Annotated in this window: 10 protein-coding genes; 5 read left to right on the top strand and 5 right to left on the bottom strand. The window is 57.4% G+C overall.

The window, feature by feature from the left end; translation table 11 throughout:
• Nucleotides 1-216: 216 nt before the first annotated feature.
• Together BM029_RS09380 and BM029_RS25880 are read right to left on the bottom strand one after the other, a co-directional pair.
• On the bottom strand, nt 217-1,455 hold the full coding sequence (locus BM029_RS09380) for an ammonium transporter (RefSeq protein ID WP_211482457.1): 1,239 nt from the start codon (nt 1,453-1,455) through the stop codon (nt 217-219).
• A 262-nt stretch (nt 1,456-1,717) separates the two neighbouring features.
• Nucleotides 1,718-1,855: a hypothetical protein gene (locus BM029_RS25880; protein ID WP_170851031.1), complete on the bottom strand. Its 138-nt coding sequence runs from the start codon at nt 1,853-1,855 to the stop codon at nt 1,718-1,720.
• A 75-nt stretch (nt 1,856-1,930) separates the two neighbouring features.
• Here BM029_RS25880 and BM029_RS09375 point away from each other — a divergent pair, with 75 nt between their 5' ends.
• Nucleotides 1,931-4,114, top strand: coding sequence for a phosphocholine-specific phospholipase C (locus tag BM029_RS09375; RefSeq protein ID WP_092435101.1), 2,184 nt, complete (start codon nt 1,931-1,933; stop codon nt 4,112-4,114).
• Between the two features lie 155 nt (nt 4,115-4,269).
• Here the strand turns inward: BM029_RS09375 and BM029_RS09370 are convergent, their stop codons facing one another.
• Both BM029_RS09370 and BM029_RS09365 read right to left on the bottom strand, forming a co-directional pair.
• Nucleotides 4,270-5,337, bottom strand: a complete 1,068-nt coding sequence (locus tag BM029_RS09370) for an aldose epimerase family protein (protein ID WP_092435098.1) — start codon at nt 5,335-5,337, stop codon at nt 4,270-4,272.
• Nucleotides 5,338-5,357: 20 nt separating this feature from the next.
• On the bottom strand, nt 5,358-6,581 hold the full coding sequence (locus tag BM029_RS09365) for a XylR family transcriptional regulator (RefSeq protein ID WP_092435095.1): 1,224 nt from the start codon (nt 6,579-6,581) through the stop codon (nt 5,358-5,360).
• Between the two features lie 280 nt (nt 6,582-6,861).
• On the opposite strand from BM029_RS09365, the gene xylA reads away from it, so the two are divergent.
• The gene (gene xylA, locus BM029_RS09360; protein ID WP_092435092.1) at nt 6,862-8,178 is read left to right on the top strand and encodes a xylose isomerase; all 1,317 of its coding nucleotides are present in this window, start codon (nt 6,862-6,864) and stop codon (nt 8,176-8,178) included.
• On the opposite strand, the gene BM029_RS25875 is transcribed toward xylA, so the two are convergent.
• Nucleotides 8,156-8,341 (bottom strand): hypothetical protein, encoded by a 186-nt coding sequence (locus BM029_RS25875; protein WP_170851026.1) that lies wholly within the window; start codon nt 8,339-8,341, stop codon nt 8,156-8,158. The genes xylA and BM029_RS25875 overlap by 23 nt on opposite strands.
• Here BM029_RS25875 and xylF point away from each other — a divergent pair.
• The 3 genes from xylF (at nt 8,301) to BM029_RS09345 (ending at nt 12,137) form a co-directional block, all read left to right on the top strand.
• Nucleotides 8,301-9,281, top strand: a complete 981-nt coding sequence (gene xylF / locus BM029_RS09355) for a D-xylose ABC transporter substrate-binding protein (protein WP_371329107.1) — start codon at nt 8,301-8,303, stop codon at nt 9,279-9,281. The genes BM029_RS25875 and xylF overlap by 41 nt on opposite strands.
• Before the next feature lie 94 nt (nt 9,282-9,375).
• Nucleotides 9,376-10,962 carry a D-xylose ABC transporter ATP-binding protein gene (xylG, locus tag BM029_RS09350; RefSeq protein WP_092435086.1) on the top strand — a complete coding sequence of 529 codons (1,587 nt, stop codon included), beginning with the start codon at nt 9,376-9,378 and terminating at the stop codon, nt 10,960-10,962.
• Nucleotides 10,959-12,137, top strand: coding sequence for a sugar ABC transporter permease (locus BM029_RS09345; RefSeq protein ID WP_170851030.1), 1,179 nt, complete (start codon nt 10,959-10,961; stop codon nt 12,135-12,137). Before xylG ends, BM029_RS09345 begins: the two co-directional genes overlap by 4 nt.
• Nucleotides 12,138-12,151 lie beyond the last annotated feature (14 nt).

The following is a 12,151-nucleotide window of genomic DNA, read 5'->3' as shown; positions in this document are numbered from 1 at the left end:
AGGATGAGGTGAAGACGCAAATCAAGCGGTTATTCCTGATGACGATGCGTATGTATTGATGAACATTCTAAACCAGACGGCCGTAGAGTTGCAGTCGCCTGGCATTATGCCCTGTGCAATTCGGGGAAAGAGATGACGGCAGGGGGAGTTTCACTCTTAAACGCTACCGGCATCCAGAGAATTCCGGATGCCGTACTGACGTTAGCGGGAGGTATATTACGCGTGCAGGTAAGCGTCTTCACCATGTAAATCTTCGTCCATGCGATCTTGTGTCTCCGCACCGACCTTGACCGGAGTGAACAGATTGATCAGCCACAGCATGCCGTAGGTAAAGGTGAACGCCCAGATGCCGGACAAGATTACCGCGCCGCATTGGGCGAAAAAGAAAGAGGTATTTCCCAGCAACAGGCCGTCAGCGCCATTGGCATTCCATGCTTTCGAGGCAAATACACCGAGCAAGATGGTACCGGCCATGCCGCCGACGCCGTGGACGCCCCAGACATCAAGCGCATCATCCCAGCCTAGCCGGTTTTTAAGCGCTACGGCGTAGAAGCAAATCAAGCCGGCACAAATGCCGATGATTGCCGCTGTGCTGAGGGAGACATAACCGGCGGCAGGCGTGATAGTCGCCAGGCCAGCCACACCGCCGGTCAACAAGCCGATGAATTTCGGTTTCTTGTGATAGAACCACTCGATGAACAGCCAGGTAATGGCGCCGAACGATGCGGCGACGTCGGTATTCAGGAATGCAGAAGCGGTGACTGCATCGACACGGAATTCAGAGCCGGCATTAAAGCCATACCAGCCGAACCACAGCAAGCCGGAACCCAGCGCTATCAGTGGCACGTTATGCGGTTTGAGCTCTACCTTCTGACGCCGGCCAACATATAACACCGAAGCCAGCGCGGCAAAGCCGGCAGTGTTATGCACCACAATCCCGCCGGCATAATCGAGCACGCCCCATTTGGCAAACAGGCCGTCGGGACTCCACACCATGTGCACAAACGGGAAATAAACAAAGACCAGCCAGCCGGTCAGAAACAGGAAATACGCCTTGAATGTCACCCGGTTGGCAAAGGCGCCGGTAATCAGCGCCGGCGTGATGATGGCGAACATCATCTGATACGCCACGTGCACGATCAGTGGAATGCCGGCATCGTTGCCGGTGTACATGCTCTCCAGCGTGATGCCATGCAGGAAAGCATAGTAGGTCGGATCGCCGATGATGCCGTGCCAGGACGGGCCGAAACACATCGAGTAACCGAAGGCGAACCACAGCACGGTGGTCCATCCCAAAGAAATGAAACTCTGCATCATGATGGCCAGCACATTCTTGCGTCCGACCAGGCCGCCATAGAAGAATGCGAGTCCGGGGGTCATCAGCATCACCAGGCTGGAGCACAGCAGCATGAATGCGGTATTGCCGATATTGATCGGCATGATTGGAGGTGTCATGGATAACGTCTTTTAATTGTTTTAATGGAAATAAGGAACCGGCTTGGGGGATTCCGGCATCGGCACGCCATAGCCGATCCGGGAGATATGCATGCTATAGATAAGGAGGTCCTTGTATAAGACGACAAAAAATCCTTTTATTCGGTATCCGAAGTATTGAATCCTGAGAAGTCTGAAATTTTGTCACGGGATTCAGAACCATCCCCGGCCCAGGTCGATGCACCGCCCAGCCAAATCCCATAGGGTCCTGCCATCTTCATCGTTACAAAACGGTCACGGAATCTTCATACCCCTGAAATATTTCACCGCAATACTTCGCTACATTAAAAAGATGCGCGGTAGCAATCTCATGGCTGAAATCAAACGAAATCCAGGCACCGGCGGTGCCGTTTTCAGCCATTCAATCTCGTTCCGCTCTCTGACGTAAATCCCCTCCCGAAATCACGCCTACTCTCATAAGGAAAACAGGATCATCATGACCAAGAAAAACCGACGCCATTTCTTGCGCACTGCCGGCACCGCGCTCGCGGCTACAGCTTATACAGCCACTGCAAATGCAGCTTTGCCGGAGGCAATCCGCAGGGCGCTGGCGATTCCCGCCAATAACAAGACAGGTACCATCCGCGATGTCGAGCACGTGGTGATCCTGATGCAGGAAAACCGCTCCTTCGATCATTATTTCGGTACGCTCAACGGCGTGCGCGGCTTTGGCGATCGCTTCCCGATTCCGCTGGCAGGCAAGCGCAACGTGATGCAACAGACTTACACCGACAAGAAAACCAAGCTGTCGCGCGTCATCCTGCCTTACCATCTCGACAGCAAGATCGGCAACGCTCAGCGCGTCAACGGCACCAGCCATTTTTACGATAACGCGCAGGACGCCTGGGACCTGGGACGGATGAACAACTGGCCGACCTACAAGCAGACGCAATCCATGGGGTATTACACCTCCGCTGAGCTGGATTTCCAGTTCGCGCTGGCGAATGCCTTCACGGTGTGCGATGCCTACCATTGCTCGTTCCACGGCGGCACCAATCCTAACCGGGTATTCCACTGGACTGGCAGCAATGACCCTGACGGCAAACTTGGCGGACCGGTCCTCGACAACAGCCAGGATCATCTGCAGCCATCCACCAGCGCCACCGGCTATAACTGGAAAACCTATCCGGAACGTCTGCAAAAAGAAGGCGTGTCCTGGAAGATGTATCAGAACATGCCGGACAACTTCACCGATAATCCACTGGCGGGCTTCGTGGCCTATCGCCAGTCTAACGAAAAGCGTGGCAATGCTGTCAACGGCTCTCCTTTCCCGCCCTACCAGCCTAGCGACGACGCCGTCAATCCGCTCTTCAAGGGTGTCGGCAACACCATGCCGGATGGTGGCTTCCTGACAGCACTGCGTGAGGATATCGGCGCCGGCACATTGCCGCAGGTCTCGTGGATCGTGGCGCCGGCAAACTACAGCGAACATCCTGGACCATCCAGTCCGGTGCAGGGCGCCTGGTATATCCAGGAAGTGTTGAATGCCTTGACTGCCAACCCCGAGGTGTGGAGCAAGACGGTGTTGCTGATTAATTTCGATGAGAACGACGGCTTCTTCGATCACGTGCCGCCTCCTTGCGCCCCGGCTTTTGATGGCGGCCAGCTGGCAGGCTATTCCAGTATCGCTACCGACGGTGAGTATTTTTCAAAAGCGGCCTCTGCCACTTATGAAAAACATCCTTACGGTCCAGGTCCGCGTGTACCGATGTACGTGGTGTCGCCTTGGAGCCGCGGCGGTTGGGTCAATTCACAAGTATTCGATCACACCTCGGTGTTGCGTTTTCTTGAAGCACGCTTTCACGTCAAGGAAGAGAACATCACGCCATATCGCCGCGCTGTCTGCGGCGACCTGATGTCAGCCTTCAACTTCGTCAATCCGAATCACGAAGTCTTGCCGACGCTGCCGAAACGTACGCGGGCAGAAGCCGACGCAGTGCGCGCCCAGCAAGAGAAATTGCAGCAGGTCGCCTTGCCGGCCGAGGGCACGCAGGTGTTTCCAATGCAGGCTGCCGGCATCCGGCCTTCGCGCGCATTGCCGTACGAGCTGCATGCCAGCGCCCGTGTCGATGTCAGGAATTTCCAGATCAAGCTGAGCTTCAGCAATACTGGCCGCGCTGCAGCGGTATTTCATGTTTATGATCGCTTGCATCTGGACCGTGTGCCACGTCGTTATGCGCTGGAAGCAGGCAAGGAATGGCAAGACAGCTGGGATTTGAATGCGGATCGCGGTGCTTACGATTTGTGGGTGTTGGGGCCGAATGGTTTTCATCGTGCGTTCCAGGGCAATCTGGCGATGCTGGCTGTTGCGGATACTGCCGAGCCGGAAGTGCGGGTCAGCTACGATATTATCAGCAAGCAGATTCGCCTGACGATGGCGAATCGTGGGGAAAAGCCTTGCGATGTAGTTGTCACGGCTAATGCTTACCGTAAGGCGGGGCCTTGGACTTTCCATTTACCGGCGGGGATGCAGCGGGATCAGCATTGGCCGGTTGGGGCGCAGGGTAACTGGTATGACCTTACGGCTACGGTGGCGGTGGGGGGATTTAGCCGGCGGTTTGCGGGGCGCATGGAGACGGGGGCGCACGGGGTAAGTGATCCGGCTATGGCTGCTACCTGAGGCGGCAATCAATTCAACGTTGTCATTGATGTGGCAGCGTCTTGAATGCGGACGGATGTACTCCGTCGTCCGCTAAGCGGGGTCGGAGTCAAGTTTCGCGGTAAAGCCTGCGAAAGTTGACTCCGACCCCGCTTAGCTATTTCTGCTTTGATTTGTTAGCGTAGTGATAGTTGGTAGGTTGTGGTTTGGCGGTAGACCTGGCCGGGGCGCAGGATTACGGCTTCGGCGTCGGGACCGTTGACCTGGTTCGGATAGGCTTGGGCTTCCAGGCAAAAGCCGTCGTGGATCTCGTAGGGTCTGGTGGCGCGGCCGTGAATGCCGGCCAGGAAATTCCCGCTGTAGAACTGCAGGCCGTTCTCGGTGGTCGAGACTGATAGCTGGCGGCCGGAGCCGGGATCGTAGACTGTCGCCACTTCTCTCAATGCTTGCGCTTTGCGGCTCTGGCCGTGGGCATTGATTTCCTGGCTTTGCGGCTGCAGACAGTAGCAGTGATCGAAACCGCCTGCCAGTTTGAGCTGGGTATCGGGCCATGCCAGGCGCGGGCCGATGGGGGCGGGCTGGCGGAAATCGAAGGCGCTGCCGGCGACATTGGCGACGCCTGTCGGGATCAACTGGCTGTCGATTTGCAGATACTGGTCGGCGGCAATCGAGAGGATGTGATCGTAAATGTCGCTGCTGCCGCCGTTCAGGTTGAAATAACCGTGCGAGGTCAGGTTGATCGGGGTCGGGGCATCGCTGGTGGCGCTGTAGTCTATGCTCAGGCGGCCGTCATCGTCCAGGCTATACAAGACCGAGACTTGCACGTTGCCGGGAAATCCGCCGTCGCCGTCCGGCGATTCCAGTGTCAGCCGTAATCCGTCGGTGCCTGGTTCTGCCCGCCATTGCGCCAGATGAAACCCGGCATCACCGCCATGCAGGTGATTGTCGCCATCGTTGCGGTCGACCAGAAACTCGGCGCCGTCCACGGCAAAGCGGCCTTTAGCGATGCGGTTACCCCAACGTCCTACCAGGCCGCCAAAGTATGGCGAGTTTTTCTGATAGCCGTCGCTGTCCGGATAACCGAGCAGGATATCCGCCACCCGGCCATAGCGGTCAGCGGACCACCATGAGATCAAGGTGGCGCCGCGGTCGCTGATCAGGACGCGCATGTCATGCGCATTGCGCAGCGTGTACAGAGTGACGCCGTGTTCGGCGGAGGTGCTGGAGATAGGGATCTGGGTCATCGTGGTCTGACGCTGTTTTGTTAGTTGAGTGTTTGTTGTGCCGGTTCGTTCTGAACCGGCCGATCTTGACGATCTTGATATTCGCGCGGCGTGCAACCGAGCTCGCGCTTGAACACCGCGTGCATGTATTGCACCGAAGTGAAGCCGCAACTGACGGCGATCTCGGCGATGCTGCGTTGCATATGTTCTTTGTTTTGCAGCATGTCCTTCGCCACGTCCAGCTTGAAGCGCAGGATTTCGTCATGCACGCTGCGCCCCAGTTCCCGGCGGAAGTACCATTCCAGCGAAGAGCGCGACACGCCGACATAATCAGCCACCTGTTCAGTCTTGATACCTTGGCAGGCATATTGGCGGATGAAGTGCATCGCCTGCATCACATGCGGATGGCTCGGCGCTTCGTGGCGACTCGACGCCAGCACGTTGATGCCGGCCGGCGGCACCAGGATGCGGGTGCCGGCGAGGCGCCCGCCATGCAGCATCTGATGCAGCAAATGGGCAGCGGTGCGGCCCATTTCACGCGTGCCCTGGATCACCGAGCTGAGCGGCACCCGGGTCAGGATACGCGCCAATGGATCGTTGTCGATGCCGATCAGCGCCACTTGCTCCGGCACTGCAATGCCGGCACACAGGCAAGCTTGCAGTAACTGACGCGCCCGCGCATCGCTGACAGCGATGATGCCGATCGGTTTGGGCAGGGTATGCAGCCAGGCAATCTGTTGTTCCACTGTAGTGTCCCAGGACGGCGCGCTGGTGCCGACGCCGCGGTAGATTTCACCCTCCATGCCGTCGCGCTGCATCAATGTTTCAAACGCCTTTTCGCGCTCCTGGGCCCAGCGATTCACTGCGGCTTGGGGCAGGCTGAAACAGGCAAAGCGCTGCAGGCCGGCTTCAATCAGATGATCGTAGGCCAGCTTGACCAGCTTGAAATTATCGGTCGCGACATAGGGCGTGTCCCGAGGATAGTCGTTGTCATCGGCATACGAGCCGCCCACCGCCACCACCGGCAGGCTGACCCGCGACAGCGCTTCGCAGGCGGCCGGATCGTCGAAATCGGCAATGATGCCGTGGCCTTGCCAGCGCTCGATACCTTGCAGGCGGCAGCGGAAATCCTCTTCCAGGAACAAATCCCACGAAGCACGTGTGCTGCTCAGGTATTCGCCTATACCGGCGATGATGTCACGATCGAAAATCTTGTTGCCGTTGAACAGAAGGGCGATGCGGTGCACGGCCGGTATCTTTGTCATCCTGCAGTCTCCTGAGCGCCGCGCAGCTTGCCGGGTCATCATTTGTCAATTTGTCTACTGCCACAGACCGGTTCCAGTCCGTTCGCAACGATTGTAGCGAACCGAAGCGCCAGCGTCAGGCCAAATACCGTTTTGTGCACCTGCAATAGAAAGAATCGCTAGTGCGCTTGGTGGATTTCGTAATTGTGAAGCGCCAGCTGCCGTTGCTAGTATGGCCCACATCAATGGCCTGCACCAATCGTCCATATTACGGCCGCCACCACCAGACAGGAGAGCAGCAATGAGTTATTTCCCTTCCGTTACACCGATCCGCTTCGAGGGCAAGCAGGCGCAATCGCCGCTGGCGTTCCGTCATTACGAGGCGGACAAGCTGGTGTTGGGCAAGCCCATGCGCGAACACCTGCGCATGGCGGCCTGCTACTGGCACACCTTCGTCTGGCCCGGTTCCGATGTATTCGGTGCAGGTACCTTCCGCCGACCATGGCAGGAAGGCGGCGACGCCATGGAGCTGGCGCATAAAAAGGCCGACGCCGCTTTCGAATTCTTCAGCAAGCTGGGTGTCGACTATTACACCTTCCACGATACCGACGTAGCACCGGAAGGCGCCAGCCTGGCCGAGTACCGCAACAACTTCGCACAGATGCTGGATGTGCTGGAGCGCAAGCAAGAGCAAACCGGCGTACGTTTGTTGTGGGGCACCGCCAATTGCTTCAGCAATCCGCGTTTTGCCTCCGGCGCCGCCAGCAATCCCAATCCGGAACTGTTCGCCTATGCCGCCGCACAGGTCTGCACCGCCATGAATGCCACCCAGCGCCTGGGCGGCGCCAACTATGTATTGTGGGGCGGCCGCGAAGGTTACGAAACCCTGCTCAATACCGATCTCAAACGGGAGCGTGAACAACTGGGCCGTTTCATGCGCCTGGTGGTGGAGCATAAACACAAGATCGGCTTCAAGGGCACGCTGCTGATCGAACCGAAACCGCAGGAGCCGACCAAACATCAATACGATTACGACAGCGCCACGGTCCACGGATTTCTCAAGCAATACGGACTGGAGCACGAGATCAAGGTGAATATCGAAGCCAACCACGCGACCTTGGCCGGGCATAGTTTTCACCATGAGATTGCTACCGCCGCCTCACTCGGCATCCTGGGTAGCATCGACGCCAATCGCGGTGATCCGCAAAATGGCTGGGATACCGACCAGTTTCCCAATAGCGTCGAGGAAATGACGCTGGCTACCTACGAAATCCTGAAAGCCGGCGGTTTCACCACTGGCGGCTATAACTTCGATTCCAAGGTAAGGCGCCAGAGCCTGGATGAAGTCGATCTGTTTCATGGTCACGTTGGCGCCATGGACGTACTGGCGCTTTCGCTGGAACGCGCCGCGGGCATGATCGAAAACGATTTGCTGGCGAATTTCAAGGCTGAGCGCTATGCCGGATGGGATAGCGCTTTTGGAAAGGAAGTATTGGCCGGCAAGCTCAGCCTGAGCGACATCGCCGAACATGCTTTCGCCAAACAGTTGAATCCTCAGGCTGTCAGCGGCCGCCAGGAAATGTTGGAGAACCTGGTCAACCGCGCCGTTTATGGCTGATGCGCGGTTGATGCAGCGAGTTGTCGTAGTCGAATACGGTTAAACCACAAGCAGTTAAATCAAAACCAATGACAGGAGACGCAGCAATGAACAAGATCATGAGAAAGAGCATATTGGCGGTAATGTCGGTAGCTGTATTTGCATTGAGCAGTACAGCAGCCATGGCCGATTCCAAGAATCCCAAGATCGGTTTTTCGATTGACGATCTGCGGGTAGAGCGTTGGGCCAGGGACCGAGATTTTTTTGTTGCTGCAGCCGATAAGCTGGGCGCCAAGGTATTTGTGCAATCAGCCGACGCCAGCGAGCAGCGGCAGATCGCACAGATCGAGAACCTGATTTCGCGTGGGGTCGACGTCATCGTCATCGTGCCGTTCAACGCCACCGTGCTGACCAACACCGTCAAGGAAGCCAAGAAAGCAGGCATCAAGGTAGTCTCCTACGACCGCCTGATCCTGAACGCCGATATCGATGCCTATATTTCATTCGACAATGAAAAGGTCGGCGAGATGCAAGCCGAAGGCGTGCTCAAGGCGCAACCTAAAGGTAATTACTATCTGCTGGGCGGGTCGCCTACCGACAACAACGCCAAGATGCTGCGCGAAGGCCAGTTGAAAATATTGCAGCCGTCGATCGACAAGGGCGATATCAAGATCGTCGGTCAGCAATGGGTAAAAGACTGGAGCGCCACCGAAGCGTTGTCCATTATGGAAAATGCGCTGACTGCGAACAATAACAAGATCGACGCCATCGTCGCCTCCAACGACGGCACTGCAGGCGGTGCGATCCAGGCGCTGGCGTCGCAAAAGATGGCGGGCAAGGTGCCTGTGTCCGGGCAGGACGCGGACCTGGCTGCGGTCAAGCGCGTAATCGCCGGCACCCAGTCCATGACAGTCTACAAGCCGCTCAAGCTGATCGCATCCGAGGCGGCCAAGCTGTCAGTGCAGCTCGCGCGCAACGAAAAGCCAAGCTACAACGCGCAGTATGAAAATGGCGTCAAGAAGGTCGACACCATATTGCTCAAGCCGACGCCGCTGACCAGCGCCAACGTCAACATCCTGGTCGCTGACGGCTTCTATACGTCGGCCCAGATCGGCGCCAAATAAGCCCGGCCGCATGAACTGAAACGGCTGCCGGCGGCGCGGAATTAAATCCGTCCGCCGGTGCGCCGTTATCCATTCAACTATTGCGAGGGCAAACATGTCCGACTATTTGTTGGAAATGCAGGGCATCGTCAAGGAATTCGGCGCTGTCCGTGCACTCGACGGCATAGATATCAAGATCAAGACTGGCGAATTCCTCGGCCTGTGCGGCGAAAACGGCGCGGGCAAATCGACTCTGATGAAAGTGCTGTCCGGCGTTTATCCGCGCGGCACCTGGCAGGGTGAAATCCTGTGGCAAGGACAGCCGCTGAAATCGCAATCCATGCGCGACACCGAAGCCGCCGGCATCATCATCATCCATCAGGAGCTGATGCTGGTGCAGGAGTTGTCGGTGGCCGAGAATATCTTCATGGGACACGAACTGACGCTACCGGGCGGGCGCATGAATTATCCTGCGATGTACCGGCGCGCGGCTGAACTTATGCGCGAGCTGAAAATGCCGGATATTAATGTCGCGCTGCCGGTGATGAATTACGGTGGAGGCCATCAGCAGCTGGTGGAAATTGCCAAGGCGCTCAACAAACAAGCCAAGCTGCTGATTCTGGATGAGCCTTCGTCGTCGCTGACGGCGTCTGAGATCGCGGTACTGCTGGATATTATCCGCGACCTGAAAGCCAAAGGTGTCGCTTGCGTATACATTTCGCACAAGCTGGATGAAGTGGCGGCCTTGTGCGACACGGTGGCCGTGATCCGCGATGGCAAGCACATAGCCACAACACCTATGCGTGACATGAACGTCGACCAGATCATCACGCAGATGGTAGGCCGCGAAATCAGCGCCATGTATCCGGATCAGGAGCACGAGATCGGCGAGGTGATGTTTGAGGCGCGGCACGTCACTTGCCATGATGCGGATAACCCGCAACGCAAGCGCGTCGACGATATTTCCTTTTCATTACGGCGCGGCGAAATCCTTGGCATCGCCGGTTTGGTCGGCGCCGGCCGCACTGAGCTGGTGTCGGCTTTGTTTGGCGCCTATCCCGGACGCAGCCAGGCTGAAGTCTGGCTGGAGGGTGTCAAGGTCGATACCAGCACGCCGCTGAAAGCGATCCGGCTAGGATTGTGCATGGTGCCGGAAGATCGCAAGCAGCACGGCATCGTGCCGGATCTCAACGTCGGTCAGAACATCACCTTGACGGTACTGAAGGATTTTTCACGGCGTACCCGCATCGATGCCGAGGCCGAGCTGAAAACCGTGCAAGCTGAAATTAGCCGGCTCCAGCTCAAGACTTCCAGTCCGTTTTTGCCCATCACCTCTCTGTCCGGCGGCAACCAGCAAAAGGCGGTGCTGGCAAAAATGCTGCTGGCGCGACCCAAGGTCCTGATTCTGGACGAACCGACCCGTGGCGTCGATGTCGGCGCCAAGGCTGAAATCTACAGGTTGATGGCGGACCTGGCGCGGCAGGGCGTGGCGATCATCATGGTGTCTTCAGAGCTGGCAGAAGTGCTGGGCGTGTCCGACCGCGTGCTGGTTATCGGCGAAGGCAAGCTGCGCGGCAATTTCATCAATCGCGGCCTGACCCAGGAAACCGTGTTGGCGGCCGCCATCGACCAGTCGTCGCAATATCAGGCTTCACAGCAGCTCGCCACAGCGGCATCTGAAACCATCGGGGAATTAATATGAGTTCGAATATGAATTCGACTGTGCGTTCTATCAATACGAGTTCAATCAATATCAAGCAGCTGTTCCGGCAATACAAGATCATGGCCCTGCTGATTGCGATTGCCATCATCTGGGCATTCTTCAGCTGGAAAACCGAAGGCGGATTCGTCACGCCGCGCAATCTCTCCAATCTGCTGCGCCAAATGTCGATTACCGGCATCCTGGCCTGCGGTATGGTGCTGGTGATTATCGGCGGCGAAATCGATCTCTCGGTCGGCTCCATGCTCGGCTTGCTGGGCGGTGTCGCCGCGGTGCTTAACGTCACCCATCACTTGCCGCTGCCGCTGAACCTTTTTCTGGTGTTACTGCTGGGTTTGGCGCTGGGCCTGTTCAACGGCTACCTGACGGCCTACATGCGGATTCCGTCATTCATCGTCGGCCTCGGCGGCATGCTGGCGTTTCGCGGGATTCTGCTGGGAGTCACCGGCGGCCTGACGATTGCCCCGGTCTCCAGCGACCTGGTATATCTGGGCCAAGGTTATCTGGCGCCGCAACTCGGTATCGTGCTAGGGTTCGGTTTGTTCGGGCTGGCGCTGGTGCTGACCTGGCGTCAGCGCCGCAACCGCGTGTTGCATGCGTTACCGGTGCCGCCGTTGTGGCGCGATGCGTTGCGCGTGCTACTGATCGGCTTGATCTTGCTGGCATTCGTGTCAACCCTTAATACTTACGATGGTATTCCGGTGCCGGTGTTGTTGCTGCTGGCTTTGCTGGGTCTGTTCAGCTACATCACCACGCAGACTGTGTTCGGCCGCAGGATCTATTCGGTTGGCAGCAATATGGAGGCCACCCGTTTATCCGGCGTCAACGTGCAAGCAGTGAAACTGTGGATCTTCGGCATCATGGGCGTGATGTGCGCACTGGCAGGCCTGGTCAATACTGCGCGCCTGGCTGCAGGTTCGCCATCTGCCGGCAACATGGGCGAACTGGATGCAATTGCAGCGTGTTTCATCGGCGGTACTTCCATGCGCGGCGGTTCTGGCACGGTCTATGGCGCACTGATCGGGGCATTGGTGATGGCCAGCCTGGACAACGGCATGTCGATGCTGGATGTCGACACTTACTGGCAAATGATCGTCAAGGGCAGCATCCTGATGCTGGCTGTGTGGGTTGACGTCAGCACGCGTTCCAGCCGGTAAGGTCGGTAAGATGA

The sequence above is a fragment of the Collimonas sp. OK607 genome (genome assembly GCF_900111995.1).
In the GTDB taxonomy this organism is placed as follows: domain Bacteria; phylum Pseudomonadota; class Gammaproteobacteria; order Burkholderiales; family Burkholderiaceae_D; genus Collimonas.
Note: the sequence above shows the minus strand (reverse complement) of the source record. Positions and strands in the feature narration are given on the sequence as shown.

Bases quoted from the DNA above. Each gene is read 5' to 3' on its own strand.
- BM029_RS25880 (WP_170851031.1), bottom strand. From the start codon at position 1,855: ATGGCTGAAAACGGCACCGCCGGTGCCTGGATTTCGTTTGATTTCAGC.
- BM029_RS09375 (WP_092435101.1), top strand. From the start codon at position 1,931: ATGACCAAGAAAAACCGACGCCATTTCTTGCGCACTGCCGGCACCGCG.
- xylF (WP_371329107.1), top strand. From the start codon at position 8,301: ATGTCGGTAGCTGTATTTGCATTGAGCAGTACAGCAGCCATGGCCGAT.
- BM029_RS09345 (WP_170851030.1), top strand. From the start codon at position 10,959: ATGAGTTCGAATATGAATTCGACTGTGCGTTCTATCAATACGAGTTCA.
- BM029_RS09370 (WP_092435098.1), bottom strand. From the start codon at position 5,337: ATGACCCAGATCCCTATCTCCAGCACCTCCGCCGAACACGGCGTCACT.
- xylA (WP_092435092.1), top strand. From the start codon at position 6,862: ATGAGTTATTTCCCTTCCGTTACACCGATCCGCTTCGAGGGCAAGCAG.
- xylG (WP_092435086.1), top strand. From the start codon at position 9,376: ATGTCCGACTATTTGTTGGAAATGCAGGGCATCGTCAAGGAATTCGGC.
- BM029_RS09380 (WP_211482457.1), bottom strand. From the start codon at position 1,455: ATGACACCTCCAATCATGCCGATCAATATCGGCAATACCGCATTCATG.
- BM029_RS09365 (WP_092435095.1), bottom strand. From the start codon at position 6,581: ATGACAAAGATACCGGCCGTGCACCGCATCGCCCTTCTGTTCAACGGC.
- BM029_RS25875 (WP_170851026.1), bottom strand. From the start codon at position 8,341: ATGGCTGCTGTACTGCTCAATGCAAATACAGCTACCGACATTACCGCC.